This is a genomic window from Scopulibacillus darangshiensis, from assembly GCF_004341035.1.
Taxonomy (GTDB): Bacteria; Bacillota; Bacilli; order Bacillales; family Sporolactobacillaceae; genus Scopulibacillus; species Scopulibacillus darangshiensis.
In genome coordinates this window covers 76,566-91,531 of record NZ_SLXK01000014.1, presented here as the reverse complement: position 1 = coordinate 91,531, position 14,966 = coordinate 76,566, and the positions used below count along the sequence as shown (strand labels likewise).

The window sequence follows — 14,966 nt, the reverse complement described above, 5'->3', positions numbered from 1 at the left end:
GAATTTAAAAAAGATGACCCCTATTCAATATAGGAATCATCTTCTATCTGCATAATCTCTTTTTTTAAAGTGTCCTTGACATGGGTGCCAGTTTATAATGGGCACCCTTTTACTTTATTGTTTTAACAATTTAAGCCTCTTTTGTAGCCTCGATTTCAATGGAGATTTTGATCTCATCGCCAAGCATGACACCGCCGGTTTCAAGGGCAGCGTTCCAAGTCAGTCCAAAATCACTGCGCTTAATTTTGGTTTCGCCGCTGAAACCCGCTTTTTCTTTGCCTGACATTGGGTCTTTGACTTCGCCCTCGAATGTCAATGCAAATGTTTCGGGCCGTGTCGTCCCATGCAATGTTAAATCACCGGTCATATCGTATTCGTTTGCACCTTTTTTGGTAATGTCAGTGGATTTAAATGTGATAGTCGGGTAGTTTTCAACATCAAAGAAGTCACTGGCCTTCAAGTGGGCGTCGCGATCAGCATTACGGGTATCGATGCTGTTAACATCGATATTGAAAGCGACGTCCGCGGTTGTTAAATCATCAGTATCTGCTTCAGCTGATCCTTCAAAAGAATTAAATGAACCTTTCACTTTTGCTACCATCATGTGTTTGACGGAAAAGTCAATACTGCTGTGTGCTGAGTCGACCGCCCATTTTGATTTTGCCATGTTGTATCCCTCCAAATTATTTGCTTACAATAAGTAATTGACTATAAAATGTATAGCATATTAACAAAGTATATTGCCAAAAGCCAAGATTGTCAACTATTTTGATCTTATATATTACTATTCACGTAAAGGAAAGCCTTTAAACAAAACCCCGTAATGCCTTTACTAAAGCATTACGGGGTTTTTTCTTAATTAATCCTGAATTCTATAATCGGACGGGTCCATTTTTTGATAACATAGCTGCCTAATATCAGGCATACCGCCCATGAGAAAATAAAGAGCACCAAATAATTATCAGCTAAGGGTTCTAATGAATCATCAGGGATCAGCGTTTCGATTGTTTTTATGATAAAGCCATGCAGCAAATAAATAATCAGTGTCCGCTGGCCAATGACTGTCAACGCAAAAGACTTTGCCGGAACTGTTGCGAGGAAGCCGGCAAGGACGATTGCTGTCAGGATATATTGGCCGGCGCGTATCAACCCGTCAGTGACTTCGGGAGTGCCCATGTCAGCGTAAGTGTGGGAACCGAGAAGCCAATCGGTCGCATCCTGCGGAAATCCGATCCAAAAGGTTATAAAGATTCCCGCTAATATTAAGAGCCCGAGGGGTAAGCGGGAAGGTATTTTTTTGAACGCCTCAAAGTGAGCAGGCTTTAACAAATACCCTAGTAGAAAGAACGGGAAGAATACAAAGGTTCTGGATAAACTTAAGAATCCACCATTAAAGTCAATATAACCAATGCCCATTCCTAGTATCACAGCCACGGCTAACCCTATCCAGCGGAAGCGGTCAAAGACAAACAGCATGAGATGCCAGCAGAACATGCTGACCAAGAACCAAAGGGTCCAATGAGCGTAAATCGGGTTAAAGGTCAGCGTTGGCTCATCACCGTTCCAATAGTAAAAGACTGAATAAATTGCTTGGAATAGTAAATAGGGCAGCAAGAGTTTTTTGGCTAGTTTTAAAATATAGCCTTTTTTTCTAAAGTTCTTGGCAAAAAAGCCTGAAATAAGAATGAAACCTGGCATGTGAAAAAGGAATATGGACGTGTATAAAGTAAATAAAACGTGATTATCATTTTTCAAGGGGCTGATCACATGCCCGAAGACAACAAGAAAAATCAGTATTAACTTAGCATTATCAAAGTATGCATCTCTTTTGGAAGCGGCAATCATACTTTCACCTCTTAATCATTGATGTTTGGACGATTGTCTATTCATAAGCCCTAACAGTATTCGCACAAATGTTGCGGATCCTGTCTAGGACAAATCTTTGCTTTTTCTATTTTAAACGGAAAGAGAGCTTTACCATGAATTTTGTAAGGATTTTTACATTTTCGGCTAGAATCTGGTACAGGGAAATTTAATTCATACAGCTCAAATTATTTTTATAAAAAGCATTTCAAAGTGCTGGATAAAGGGTATATAAGGATATAAGAGATTGTCTCCTGTTTAAATCTGAAGTGTTCAGTGTAAACTTATTGGAGATTGGACGGTTTAACAAATGAGCCATGATTGACATAAAAATATTTCAGGGGAGTGATCACATTGAAGATCCGTGATTTTATGATTGATGATGTGATTTATGTGACGAAAGATGAGAGCATTAGAAGTCTGTTGAAAAAACTTGTTGAATATAAAATCGGCGGAGTCCCAGTCATAGATCATGAGCAGAAACTCATCGGCGTCGTCAGCGACGGCGATGTTCTCCGTGCTATTACGCCTAAGGAACAGACCATCTACGATTTCTATTCCCTAGTCATCAGACTCGAAAAGCAAGATTTAGGTCATAAGGTCAAGGAACTAATGGATGATTCTGTTGATAAGATTATGACGAAACGTAAGATCCATTATGTCTATCCAGATGATGACTTTGAGCAAGTTTTAACGATTCTATCCAAGCATCATTTCAAAAAGATTCCAGTCATCGATCGGGCGGATAAAATTGTGGGAGTTGTCAGCCGCGGTGACGTCATCCGTCATATCAGTCAGCAAATCATTAAGAATGAGCAGGGGCTTGAATAAGAAGCCCCTTTGGTTAGCTTTGTCCATGATAAATCGCAATGACAGTTTGCCAATACCATTGTTCGTAGAAATCCGAACCTATATCGATATTTTTAATCCATACATTTCCCTGGCCGCTGCCTGGTCTGCCAAGCATGACGTTAGCCTTCTCGCGATCAGACCTAATCCAGCTCAATAGATCTGCGTTTCCAATATATTTCGGGCTAAAATCACCCCATGATGCAGGCGGAGTTGTTAATTTGGTTTGTTCCTGGTTCTGAATATTGACATGAAACAACACCGGCAGCGGGCGTTTCTTTTCGTCGTTCGACCATTCGCTTTCCTGGACCCTTGAAACGACAATATTCTTGTCATTGATCCATGTGAATGCCCTGTCTGCGTAACCGTGAGGTGTGAATGCTGTCTGAAGGGCAGGAAGTTCTTTAATGTTTAGCTGTTTGTTCATCAAAGCTATTCGGCCGCTTCCTTCGATATAACCTAATAAATTTTTATTAGGAGCCCATTTAAACCAATTTGAATTTGCCAGCATCTCGTCAATGACGTCAAACGTCTTTCCATCAGAGGAAAGGACACAAAGCATGTCACTGTCAGCCGACCAAGATGCGGTTGGTGATACAACAAAGGCAATCCATTTTTTATCGGCGGACCATTTGAAGGTGGTTGTGCCTATAGATAAAATGTCGATTGGTCCCTTTTCCAACTTGCTTGGAATGGTAAAGAGCCTTTTCACCTTTTTTTGATCCATCTTTGTGTCCAATGGAACTATATAAAGAATCGGGTTTGTCCAGCCGTCCGGAAGGGCATCAGCGGTTGAAGATGCTAAAAAGCCGCTGCCATCCGGCAGCCAAGCAAAGTTATTAACTCCGGTCGTCACATTTTCAAAGCGATGGTTATCGAGTTTGGATGTATCGGTAATATTTAAAACACCTTGACTAAGAGCTGCAAGCATATTCTGATCAGGTGCCCATTCATAGCGGTCTGTATCACCAGTTATATGGTAGTTCCTCTTTTTTACCAAACTATAGATCCAAACCTCCGGATTTCCCAGACTATCATCTTCATCGATGACTGAATAAGCAAGCCATTTTCCATCATAGGACCATTTGGGTGTCGATACCTGTTTTGCTTTCGTAACCTGCTTCTCCTGATTGTTAATTTTTATCCACAAGTCTCCGTTTCGAATAAAAGCCGCTTTAATATTTTGATTATCCGCTTTAGCCGTTTGAAAAGTCCAGGGGGCCATAAACAAAATGATCAGCAAAAATGATAGGGATTTTTTCATGTTCCCGCCTCTTTTTAATTTAATGTTCCCACGCCAACTTTTAACATGCATCGTATTCGCGGTGTAAGATAGAATTAAAAAACTATCATCATGACGGACATGAACGGGATGGTGAGCTCCGAATTTATCGTATAGGGGGAGGAAGGGAGCGTAGGTATTTGAGCGGAATCATGCTTTGGGGAATTTTAACTTTCATTATTGTACTTGAAGTTATTCTAATTGCTGTACCGGCATATGTAGAAATCAACTCCAACAAATCGTTGAAATATAGAAAAACATGGTTCATATGTGTGGCAATTATAGCCCTTATGATCGGAACATTACTGGCAAGAGTTACATAATTATAAGGTCCCTTGAACCCAGGAACCCAAAAACCCAAACCCCGGAATTTAGGGTTTGGGTTTTTAAGCTGCCTTTTTCCGCTTCATTTTATCAAATAGCCAAAATGCCATGAGTCCTGTTGACAGCCAGATGAGTCCCAATAGCAATAAAGCGCCGAAAAAGGGGACGTTAATGCCAGCGACAAGAATGGCGGCGCCGTATAGAAGGGTTGCCCACAACGGGGTTTCATCCCCTGATGCAATTTGTTTGCCGATAATTTTGCTGACCGCCGCTGAACCAATAAAGAAGAAAATTAAAGGGACAAAAAACAAGGCGATAGCGACCGGTATGCCGATAATTGTGATAGATAATAAGAGATTAACGGCTGTCAGCAAGACGCTTGTGATGGCCCCGACGATGACTAGTTTTCCAAACGAATGCCGGATCGGGCGAACAAAGACGGTTAGTCTGTTTCTTAATAGCAATCCCGCTAAGAAAGATAGAATCACGAACAAAATGCTTAAGGCTAATGATACTGTCCAGCTTCCAAGCCAGAAAAGACCGGCAATTAAGAAGCTGTTACCTTTTCCATTGTTAAACGATAAGGCATACACCTCATCATTGATCGATGCACCTTTCTGCTGATCAATCTTCCCGCCTATGACAAGAACCAGTCCCTTAATTTTTGCAGTGCTCTTAATTGATAAATCGCCGTTAATAACAATAACTGCATCGCGAACCGTCCCATTTATCACTGCATTATTACCAAATGTCACGACATTGTCCACGGTTTGATTCTTTTGAATCACGGTGGCTTCATCTTTAATAACGTTGTGGTCAAAAGCAAGTACGGGTTTAACCATTATTAATGATAAAAACATGAGTACAACAAAGCTGATGATCTTCTTTTTGCGTTTCAATATCCCACATCCCAACTTGCATAGCAATGGCTTGTTAATCATCAAATATCGTCCTTGTTTCCAGTAAACGGCGGAGTGACCATATTGAAATAGCAATAATAAGCCCTGCGATGACCACTACCATGCTCAATACATATGGCAGCGAAGAAATGATCACAGTTACCGCATGAAAAATGCTCAAGCTTATATTAAAAAGGGTCGAGGCAAATGACATGCCAAAATAAAATCCCGGTGTTAATTGGATGAGCAGAAACAGGGCTGCTAACACCACTGGAATGAAAACCGCCCATTTAGTAAGTGAATGATGTCTTGTGCGTTCCTTCTCCTCTTGGTGGATGACTGTCATGACAGACTCTGCAATCCCATCGGGGAGGTCAATGGATTGATAGGCTGCAGCCATCTGCGCCTTTATAGACAGCAAATCATCCAATTGCTCCTGGCATGATTGGCATTCCTGAAGATGTGCTTCAACATGTCTTGCTTCTTCCTCACTTAATTCGCCGTCCATGTAGGCTGAAATAAATTCCGTGACATGGTTATTCATGATCTTCACCTCTTAACAGCTCGTTTTTCAATTCCTGACGGGCCGTATTAATGCGTGATTTTACTGTTCCAAGAGGAATCTGTAAAATTTCAGCGATTTCACTATAAGAAAAGCCTTGAATATCTCGCAAAATGAGTACTGTCCGATGTTCCGCGGTAAGCTTTTGCAGACCCTCCTCAATATTTAACTTTATCTGCAATTGCTCCACGGGTGATGAGTGGTCTTTGATTATATCTTCTGTTGGTATCGCCGTTTTTTTCTTTGATTTTTCGATATGGTCGTAACAGAGATTGGAGACAATCCTTGTCAGCCAGGAGACAAAGGCATATTCATTTTTCAGTTTTGAAAGGGAATAGTACGCCTTAACAAAAGCTTCCTGCGAAATATCTTCAGCTTCCATACGATCGTTGACCATAGCATATGCGTGGCGGAAAACATGGCCTTTGTACCTATTAACGAGTTCAGCAAAGCTTTCCTGGCTTCCCTGTTTCGCCTTTTGTATGAGTTGATAAAGTTCTTGGTCCAACAGTGCTTCAGCCCCTGACTCCCCGCAAAGCTTTATAACGGCAATAATAAAGATTAGATATATTTTCTTCTAAAAGACCGTCATTTACTAAAAAAAGTTCATTTAAGAACGATATATTTAGTTCTTTTTTTGGTTTGAAATACATTGATACGTGAAAGAGGCAAATTCCCCGTAACAATCAAAGTTTTCTCTTAGTATAAGTGCGACTAAAACTATAACAAGTCTTCTTTACACATCGAGAAAACTGCTCGTTTTCTCTTAGTATAAGTGCGACTACGCCTCTGTCTTCGCTTCGCTTGCCAATCGGCGAGTCTTCTTTACACATCGAGAAAACTGCTCGTTTTCTCTTAGTATAAGTGCAGCTAAGCCTCTGTCATCGCTTCGCTCGCCAATCGGCAAGCTTTCTTTACATTTCCTTAACACTGTCTTTATACCTAGTTAATTAAACCCCGTTATTATTATAACTGTAAGACAACTAACTTTGCACTGTAAGGGGGATTATGGTGAGAATGAAAAAGTTGATGTTACTTGCGTCATTTGCGGTATTGATGGTGCTTGCAACGGGTTGCGGCAGTGCGGCGAATTCAGAAGCTGACGGCGGATCCGGGTCAAAAGATACAGAGAAATTATCCGGTAAACTCGTTGTCGGCGGTTCAAGTGCATTACAGCCGCTAGCAGCCGCAGCAGCAAAAGGATTTATGGAGGAGCATCCTGAGGTGCAAATTCAAGTTCAAGGCGGTGGAAGCGGAACTGGTCTTAGCCAAGTGGCTAAAGGGAACCTTGATATCGGTATGTCGGATTACTTTGCTGAATCCGGAGACGGTATTGACGCCAACAGTCTTGTTGACAATAAAGTTGCTGTCGTCGGCATGACCGCCGCGGTGAGTCCCAAGGCTGGTGTGACCAAGCTGTCAAAAGAGGATCTTAAAAAGGTCTTCACGGGCAAAGTGAAAAACTGGTCTGAGCTTGGCGGGAAAGATGAGAAAATCACACTCGTCAATCGTCCAGATGGTTCAGGTACAAGAGCGACATTCGGTCAATTCGCGCTGGACAATGAAACACCTGCGGAAGGTATCACTGAGGATTCCTCCAACACGGTAAAGAAAATCGTTTCTGAGACATCAGGCGCTATCGGCTATCTTGCGTTCTCATATTTCAATGACGATTCCGTCACCAAGCTGGCTATTAACGGTGCCGAAGCGACAGATGAAAATGTCACAAATGGAAAGTTTCCTGTTTGGGCATATGAACACATGTATACAAAAGGCACGCCTAGCAAACTGGAAAAAGCTTTCCTTGACTATATGATGGGTGACAAAGTCCAAGGCGAGCTCGTTCCTTCACAAGGGTATATTTCAGTATCCAAAATGGAAGTGGAACGCGATGCCAATGGCAAGACAACAAAAAAGTCAGATACAGATATTGATTAATAGACTAAAAGGGACGAAGAGGGGGAAAATATGTCCCCGCTTTGTCCCGTTTACACGATAAAAAGCAGGAAGGGAGTGTGCAAAATGGCTTTCAAAGGCCAGCAAGATAGTCTTAGTTTGGCGTCCAAAACGGGCGGAAGACTGATCAGGGAAGGCTTTTCCTTTAAAAATATACTTCAGAAAAATGGGGAACTGCGCGGCAAAATCATTATTTTAACAAGTGCCTTTTTTATTATAGCCGCGACTATGGCCATCACGCTTTTCCTAACACTTCAAGGTCTGCGGGCTTTCACTGTAGACGGCATTAATATTATAGATTTTATCACTGGAACGGAATGGCAGCCGAATCGTGACGGCAATCCTTCTTATGGCGCTTTGCCTTTCATCTTCGGTTCGTTTGCGGTAACGGTGCTTGCCGCATTGGTAGCTGCCCCAATTGGTATTGCCAGTGCGTTGTTTATGACCGAAATCGCAAGAAAATGGGGACAGAAGGCGCTTCAGCCAGTCATTGAAATTCTGGTTGGCATTCCTTCGGTTGTCTACGGTTTGATCGGCTTATCTGTCATTGTACCTTTTATCAGGTCCCAGACCGGCGGATTAGGTTTCGGATTGCTTGCCGGAGCCATTGTTGTCGGCATCATGATTTTGCCCACTGTGACGAGCATTGCAGCCGATGCGATTAAGTCCGTTCCCGACGATCTGCGGCATGCATCATATGCTTTAGGTGCGACCAAATGGCAAACGATCTATAAAGTTATCATTCCTGCGGCGCTGCCATCACTGTTGACAGCCGTCGTGCTCGGCATGGCTAGAGCATTTGGCGAAGCATTAGCAGTACAAATGGTGATCGGAAATGCCAGAGGGATTCCGGATTCCTTAGTCGATCCTGCGGCCACTCTGACAACCATTATTACTCTCAGCATGGGGCATACGACAAGCGGAAGTGTTCTGAACGATGTCCTCTGGTCGCTCGGTCTGATATTACTCGTAATGTCTTATGTCTTTATCCTTATCATTCGTTACCTGTCAAAAAGGAGGAAGCTGTCATGAACAGTAGGCTCTTAAACCGTTTGGCGATCTCATTGATCGTTGCTTGCGCGGTTGTTATGGTTGGGACGCTTGCAGCTTTACTAGGATACATTCTCTATCAAGGTGTATCGCAAATCAGCTGGTCGTTTCTAACCTCTGACTCAAGCGCATTTCAAGCAGGCGGCGGAATCAAGAATCAGCTTTGGAATTCATTTTATATCTTGTTCATTACGATGCTTTTGACTGTTCCCCTTGGCACTGCTGGAGGCATTTATTTAGCTGAATACGCTAAGCAGACACGGTTTACAGCGTTTATCCGTTCGTGTGTTGAGGTACTCGCGTCATTGCCGTCCATTGTCGTCGGGATGTTCGGTCTTCTTGTCTTCGTCAACTATTTTAACTGGGAGTATTCGATCCTTTCAGGTGCCGTCGCTCTTACGGTATTTAACTTGCCTGTTATTGTGCGGGTTACTGAAAACGCTTTGTGTTCGGTTTCTGAAGAGCAAAGGGCGGCGGGTTTGGCTTTAGGGATGACTCAATGGCACACGATAAAAAAAGTGTTCTTGCCAGCCGCTTTTCCCGGCATTCTGACAGGTGTGATCTTGTGTGCTGGAAGGGTATTCGGTGAATCGGCAGCATTGCTTTTCACCGCAGGGTTGTCATCACCAAATCTTGATTTTACAAATTGGAATCCGTTATCAGCAAATTCACCATTAAATCTCTTTAGATCGGCTGAAACATTGTCCGTCCATATTTGGTCCGTCAATTCAGTTGGGATCATTCCGGACGCTAAGGAAGTTGCCGCCGGGGCTGCAGCTGTGTTAGTCATTTCGGTATTAACTTTTAACTTGGTTGCCCGGTTGCTAGGAAGAATTGTAGAGAAAAAGATGACAGGAAAATAATGAAACAAAGGGAGGAAGATTTAAATGATAGCACAACTTAAGGAAAAGCCAGTTCGTTCAGCTCAGCATCAATCTGAAAAACAGTCAATTGTTCTTGGCATCAATGGTGTTAATGTTTATTACGGCAATAACCATGCGGTGAAAAATGTGTCGATGCCGATTCACGATCGCTCCATTACAGCATTAATCGGTCCGTCGGGGTGCGGCAAATCTACTTTCCTAAGAACGATTAACCGCATGAATGATTTGATACCGGGAGCTGCTTGTGACGGGGAAATCATGTATGATGGCATCAACTTATTAAATCGAAAAATTGATGTTGTCACACTGAGAAAGGAAATCGGCATGGTATTCCAAAGACCGAACCCTTTTCCAAAATCCATTTATGAAAACATTGTCTTATCGCTAAAGTTTGCTGGCATCCGCGGGAAAAAGGTGTTAAACGGCATTGTGGAAGAAAGCTTAAAGCAAGCAGCGCTATGGGATGAGGTAAAGGACCGTCTTGATCAATCGGCATTGTCACTTTCAGGCGGACAGCAGCAAAGGCTTTGCATTGCAAGAGCGCTTGCCTTAAAACCGAAAGTGCTCCTATTGGATGAGCCATCCTCGGCACTAGACCCGGTATCAAGTGCAAAAATTGAAGATCTGCTTCTAACGTTAAAGGAACAGTATACAATTGTTATCGTCACGCACAATATGCAGCAGGCTTCCCGTATCGCTGATTCCACCGCTTTCTTTTATGAAGGCGAAGTCGTTGAATATAATGATACAACAATGATGTTCACTTGCCCTGCAAATAAAAGGACAGAGGATTATATTTCGGGAAGGTTTGGCTAAACCCGAAAAAACATAGTACGATAAAATAAACAGCCATTAAGCGGAAAGCAGGTGACCAAGTGAAAAAAATTATTGTTGTTGATGATGAAGCATCAATTTCTACATTGCTTGAATATAACCTTTCGAAGGCAGGTTATGACGTGTCTGTTGCGTCCGACGGCCTTATGGCGATTAAGCTCGCTGAAGCCGATCAGCCGGACTTGATGATTCTTGACCTTATGCTGCCGGGAATGGATGGCCTTGACGTGTGCCGCCATATCCGCCAGCAGCAATGGGTGTTCCCTATTATTATGGTGACCGCGAAAGATGATGAGTTCGATAAAGTACTGGGACTCGAACTCGGTGCCGATGACTATATAACGAAGCCATTTAGCCCAAGGGAAGTCACAGCTCGTGTGAAAACGATCTTAAGGCGTTTTTCTCAATCAGAAGCCTGCAATCTGCTTGATAATGATAAAATTTCAATCGGAGAGCTGGCGATTTACCCCGACAAATACGAAGCAACGATTCGCGGGGAAGAACTTGAGCTCACTCCAAAGGAATTTGAATTGCTCGTCTATTTGGCGAAGAACAAAAAACGCGTTTTATCGCGCGGGCAATTGCTTAATGCGATTTGGGAATTTGATTTCCTTGGGGAAACCCGAATTGTTGATGTTCATATCAGCCATCTGCGTGAGAAAATCGAAGCGGACACGAAAAAGCCAGTCTATATTAAAACCATCCGCGGGTTAGGCTACAAGCTGGAAGCACCGGAATTTGAATTAACCTAGGGGTGGTTTTTTTTTGTGGATAAGGAAGTTATTGAAGGTTCCAAAAAATTCCTTAAATTCAACGAAGTTTGACAAATTATTTTAGGTGGTGGTAATATAACGATAATTGAACGTTAGGGGTAATTATCATCATACATAGGCAGCAGAAAGGAGACTAGCGGTAATTTTTAGCAATTTTATGTAATCGCTTACAAAAGTACACCATCCTAAATGAACATGATACAATCTAACAAACGAGCGAGTAGAGGGGAATCTATATGAGCCAGCAACGAGAGCAATGGACATCAAAACTCGGTTTTATTCTTGCAGCCTCAGGGTCAGCTATTGGATTAGGTGCGATTTGGAAATTCCCGTATGTTGCGGGGACGACCGGGGGCGGCGCCTTCTTTCTTATTTTTTTACTTTTTACACTTTTGATTGGTTTGCCAATTTTATTAGCGGAATTTATTATCGGCCGCGGCTCTCAGAAGGATGCCATTTCGGCATATAAATTCTTTGCACCAGGAACCAATTGGAACTGGATCGGGAAAATGGGCGTGGTCTCAAGCTTTATCTTATTATCTTTTTATAGTGTTGTCGGGGGATGGGTCTTAATCTACCTGTTTGAAGCTATTACCGGCGGACTTAATGGCCTTGGGAATAATGATTATGGCAAACTATTCAATGATCTGATTGCTGATCCTGCTGTCGCGGTAGGCGGTCAATTATTGTTTATGCTTATAACCGTTTTTGTTGTTGCCCAAGGGATAAAAAAGGGTATTGAACGGGCAAGTCAAGTGATGATGCCCGCGCTTTTTATTGCATTTATTATTTTGATTGTCAGGTCTTTAACATTAAGTGAAGTGGGGAAAGGCATTGAATTTTTCCTTTATCCTGACTTTTCAGGGCTTGACTCGAAAACCATTTTATTTGCACTGGGTCAATCATTTTTTGCCCTTAGTGTTGGTATATCGGTCATGGTCACATACAGCTCTTATTTATCAAAGAATGAAAGCCTGCCAAAATCCGCGACACTAATCGTTATCATGAATGTCGTCATTTCATTGCTGGCGGGACTTGCCATTTTCCCTGCGGTTTTCTCATTCGGTTTTGAACCTGCTGAAGGTCCGGGACTTCTGTTTGTTGTATTACCGGCAGTATTCAATGAAATGCCTTTTGGCATGTTTTTCTTAGTCATTTTCTTATTGCTGTTCCTTTTCGCAACGCTGACATCCGCCTTTTCAATGCTGGAAATTATCGTTGCGGCTTTGACTAAAGGCAATACGGATAAACGCAAGAAGGTTTCTTGGATCGCCGGTATCATTATCTTCATCATCGGTGTGCCGTCAGCGCTTTCTTATGGTGTCCTTGGTGATTTTAAAATTGGCGGTAAAATCATCTTTGATCAAGCCGACTTCCTGGTTTCGAATATATTATTGCCGCTTGGTGCTTTAGCGATATCGATATTCGTCACATTGAAGATACCAAGAAAGAGATTACTAGAGGAATTTACAGCGGGTACAAGCAAGGCTAGAAAATGGTTTGCCGCATGGTTTTTAATTATTCGCTACATTGTCCCGATAGCCATCATCATCGTCTTCCTTGATGTCACCGGCGTTCTGGATATGATTGGTTTATAACTTTTTAGGGGCCAGCCCGGGCCTGGCCCCTGTTTTTATTGGATATAAAGCCCGCCGGTATACATTGCGGTAAGGTTATGGACAACGTCATTTACCAACAGATCGCGGTCATTTCTGACGATGTCCCATAAGTACATTTCATTAGCATAGAACCAGCCGCGGGCGACGAGTGTACAGTCCACATCGCGACGTGCCAGACCATTCTTTTGAGCAAACGCGACATCACGGGAGATCCGCTCAATGAACCGCTCGCGAATTGTTTGCCACTTTTTGCGGACTTCTTCAGAAACACCAATGGCTTCCTCCACAACCTTTAAAATCTTTCGTTCTTCATTCGCCATTTCCAAAAATGCGCTAACTTGTTTTTCAATGATTCCATAAGCTTCAACTTTCGTGTTCGGTTCAAAAGAGAATTCGGCAATATCGTAAAAACGGTTCATGACATCGTCCATAAGCACGATTAAAATGTCATCTTTATTTTTAAAATGAACATAAGCTGTGCCATAGCCTGTTTCTGCCTTTTTTATGATTTGAGAAATCGTCGCTTTTTGAAAGCCTTCTTTAATAAAAATGTCGCTGCCTGCTGCCAGCAGCTTCATTCTTGTTTGCAATGATTTTAATTTTCGTGCTGGAAGGCGGTCCGGTTCCTTCGTCATATGGCTCATCCCCTAATCGGTTCCATCTTTTTGCTTATTCTAGATAAAAGCTGATGCATTGTCAATGACATGGTGTCATTGACTCTTATGTCGGTGACGGTGTATATTTAACGTACAGGACAGCGAAGAAAGGATTGAGAAGATGGAAGCGTTTAACCCTACTTACGATTATGCTTGCGAATTAGATAGACAAGACGATTTAGCCTCTTTTAAGGATGAATTTTATAAGAAAAAAGGAACAATTTATCTCGACGGCAATTCCCTTGGTTTGCTGTCAAAGCGGGCTGAAAGCTCATTGCTCAGCCTTCTTGATTCTTGGAAGCAATATGGCATTGACGGCTGGACAGAAGGGGAGCATCCGTGGTTTTACTTATCAGAGAAATTAGGGGGACTGTTAGCTCCGCTCGTTGGCGCTTCTTCTGAGGAAGTAGTTGTAACCGGTTCCACAACGGTCAATTTACATCAGCTTGTATCTACCTTCTACAACCCGGAAGGAAAACGGACAAAAATACTTGCGGATGAATTAACGTTCCCTACGGATATTTATGCCCTGCAAAGCCAAGTTAAACTTAAAGGCTATGATCCGGCTGATCATCTTGTTCAAGTGAAAAGCCGAGACGGCCGGATGATTAACGAGGAAGATATTATTCATGCGATGACAGATGACATTGCCCTCATTGTCCTGCCTAGCGTCTTATATCGGAGCGGACAAATTCTTGATATGGCCAGACTGACAGAAGAAGCTCACAAACGCGGTATTCTTATTGGCTTTGATCTTTGCCATTCAATTGGTTCGATCCCTCACCATTTTAATGAGTGGGATGTTGACTTCGCCTTCTGGTGCAACTACAAATATTTGAATGCCGGTCCCGGCGGCGTTGCAGGTCTCTACGTTAACAAGAAGCATTTTTCACGGACACCTGGTTTGACGGGCTGGTTCAGCTCTCAGAAAGACAAACAATTTGATATGGATCACGAGCTTACTCCAGCTGAAGATGCCGGGGCTTATCAAATGGGCACGCCGCATGTGTTAAGCGTCGCCCCTTTAATTGGCTCGCTCGAAATGTTCGCCGAGGCAGGCATTGACAGGCTTAGGAAGAAGTCGCTGCATATCACACGCTATATGATGGAGCTTGTCATCTCCGAATTGGAAGGCATGGGCTTTACAATTGGCAATCCGCTGGAAGATCATAAGCGCGGCGGTCACATTTATTTAGAGCATCCTGAAGCCGCCCGGATCTGCAAGGCCTTGAAGGAAAACGGCGTCATTCCCGATTTTCGTACGCCGAACGGCATTCGCCTTGCACCGATTGCACTGTACAACACCTATGAGGAAGTGTGGATGGCTGTTGGTATTTTAAAAACAATAATGAAGGAAGAACAATATAAAAAGTTTAAGAATGAGCGGGACGTTGTCGCGTGAAAAGGGGGAAGTC

At 42.8% G+C, this 14,966-nt stretch carries 16 protein-coding genes; 9 read left to right on the top strand and 7 right to left on the bottom strand.

From position 1 onward, the window contains the following. Positions 1 to 130: 130 nt before the first annotated feature. Both EV207_RS11280 and EV207_RS11275 read right to left on the bottom strand, forming a co-directional pair. On the bottom strand, positions 131 to 667 hold the full coding sequence (locus EV207_RS11280) for a YceI family protein (RefSeq protein ID WP_132746265.1): 537 nt from the start codon (positions 665 to 667) through the stop codon (positions 131 to 133). A 188-nt stretch (positions 668 to 855) separates the two neighbouring features. Next, a complete protein-coding gene (locus tag EV207_RS11275; protein WP_243647024.1) occupies positions 856 to 1,845 on the bottom strand; it encodes an acyltransferase family protein in 990 nt (329 codons plus the stop codon). Positions 1,846 to 2,217: 372 nt separating this feature from the next. On the opposite strand from EV207_RS11275, the gene EV207_RS11270 reads away from it, so the two are divergent. Beyond that, positions 2,218 to 2,694 carry a CBS domain-containing protein gene (locus EV207_RS11270; protein ID WP_132746264.1) on the top strand — a complete coding sequence of 159 codons (477 nt, stop codon included), beginning with the start codon at positions 2,218 to 2,220 and terminating at the stop codon, positions 2,692 to 2,694. A 13-nt stretch (positions 2,695 to 2,707) separates the two neighbouring features. On the opposite strand, the gene EV207_RS11265 is transcribed toward EV207_RS11270, so the two are convergent. Further along, the gene (locus tag EV207_RS11265) at positions 2,708 to 3,976 is read right to left on the bottom strand and encodes a TolB family protein (RefSeq protein ID WP_132746263.1); all 1,269 of its coding nucleotides are present in this window, start codon (positions 3,974 to 3,976) and stop codon (positions 2,708 to 2,710) included. Between the two features lie 158 nt (positions 3,977 to 4,134). Here EV207_RS11265 and EV207_RS11260 point away from each other — a divergent pair, with 158 nt between their 5' ends. Continuing rightward, positions 4,135 to 4,317 carry a hypothetical protein gene (locus tag EV207_RS11260; RefSeq protein WP_132746262.1) on the top strand — a complete coding sequence of 61 codons (183 nt, stop codon included), beginning with the start codon at positions 4,135 to 4,137 and terminating at the stop codon, positions 4,315 to 4,317. 63 nt (positions 4,318 to 4,380) lie between these two features. Here EV207_RS11260 and EV207_RS11255 read toward each other — a convergent pair whose 3' ends face one another. Genes EV207_RS11255 through EV207_RS11245 form a run of 3 tightly spaced genes read right to left on the bottom strand, consistent with a single transcriptional unit; the run spans position 4,381 to position 6,287 of the window. Beyond that, positions 4,381 to 5,217 carry a hypothetical protein gene (locus tag EV207_RS11255; RefSeq protein WP_132746261.1) on the bottom strand — a complete coding sequence of 279 codons (837 nt, stop codon included), beginning with the start codon at positions 5,215 to 5,217 and terminating at the stop codon, positions 4,381 to 4,383. Between the two features lie 34 nt (positions 5,218 to 5,251). Further along, a complete protein-coding gene (locus EV207_RS11250; protein WP_132746260.1) occupies positions 5,252 to 5,761 on the bottom strand; it encodes an anti-sigma factor family protein in 510 nt (169 codons plus the stop codon). Then, the gene (locus EV207_RS11245; protein ID WP_243647023.1) at positions 5,754 to 6,287 is read right to left on the bottom strand and encodes an RNA polymerase sigma factor; all 534 of its coding nucleotides are present in this window, start codon (positions 6,285 to 6,287) and stop codon (positions 5,754 to 5,756) included. Before EV207_RS11245 ends, EV207_RS11250 begins: the two co-directional genes overlap by 8 nt. Positions 6,288 to 6,790: 503 nt before the next feature. Here EV207_RS11245 and EV207_RS11240 point away from each other — a divergent pair. From EV207_RS11240 to EV207_RS11215, 6 genes are all read left to right on the top strand, one after another. Then, on the top strand, positions 6,791 to 7,717 hold the full coding sequence (locus tag EV207_RS11240) for a phosphate ABC transporter substrate-binding protein (protein WP_424511365.1): 927 nt from the start codon (positions 6,791 to 6,793) through the stop codon (positions 7,715 to 7,717). Between the two features lie 84 nt (positions 7,718 to 7,801). Continuing rightward, the gene (gene pstC, locus EV207_RS11235; RefSeq protein ID WP_132746257.1) at positions 7,802 to 8,767 is read left to right on the top strand and encodes a phosphate ABC transporter permease subunit PstC; all 966 of its coding nucleotides are present in this window, start codon (positions 7,802 to 7,804) and stop codon (positions 8,765 to 8,767) included. Further along, on the top strand, positions 8,764 to 9,648 hold the full coding sequence (gene pstA / locus EV207_RS11230; protein WP_132746256.1) for a phosphate ABC transporter permease PstA: 885 nt from the start codon (positions 8,764 to 8,766) through the stop codon (positions 9,646 to 9,648). Before pstC ends, pstA begins: the two co-directional genes overlap by 4 nt. A gap of 24 nt (positions 9,649 to 9,672) precedes the next feature. Then, positions 9,673 to 10,485: a phosphate ABC transporter ATP-binding protein PstB gene (gene pstB / locus EV207_RS11225; protein ID WP_132746255.1), complete on the top strand. Its 813-nt coding sequence runs from the start codon at positions 9,673 to 9,675 to the stop codon at positions 10,483 to 10,485. 59 nt (positions 10,486 to 10,544) lie between these two features. Then, positions 10,545 to 11,255, top strand: a complete 711-nt coding sequence (locus EV207_RS11220; RefSeq protein ID WP_132746254.1) for a response regulator transcription factor — start codon at positions 10,545 to 10,547, stop codon at positions 11,253 to 11,255. 257 nt (positions 11,256 to 11,512) lie between these two features. Beyond that, positions 11,513 to 12,874, top strand: a complete 1,362-nt coding sequence (locus EV207_RS11215; protein ID WP_132746253.1) for a sodium-dependent transporter — start codon at positions 11,513 to 11,515, stop codon at positions 12,872 to 12,874. Between the two features lie 35 nt (positions 12,875 to 12,909). On the opposite strand, the gene EV207_RS11210 is transcribed toward EV207_RS11215, so the two are convergent. Continuing rightward, positions 12,910 to 13,530: a TetR/AcrR family transcriptional regulator gene (locus EV207_RS11210; RefSeq protein WP_132746252.1), complete on the bottom strand. Its 621-nt coding sequence runs from the start codon at positions 13,528 to 13,530 to the stop codon at positions 12,910 to 12,912. A gap of 142 nt (positions 13,531 to 13,672) precedes the next feature. Here EV207_RS11210 and kynU point away from each other — a divergent pair, with 142 nt between their 5' ends. Next, positions 13,673 to 14,953 carry a kynureninase gene (kynU, locus tag EV207_RS11205; protein WP_132746251.1) on the top strand — a complete coding sequence of 427 codons (1,281 nt, stop codon included), beginning with the start codon at positions 13,673 to 13,675 and terminating at the stop codon, positions 14,951 to 14,953. The last annotated feature ends 13 nt before the right edge of the window (positions 14,954 to 14,966 follow it).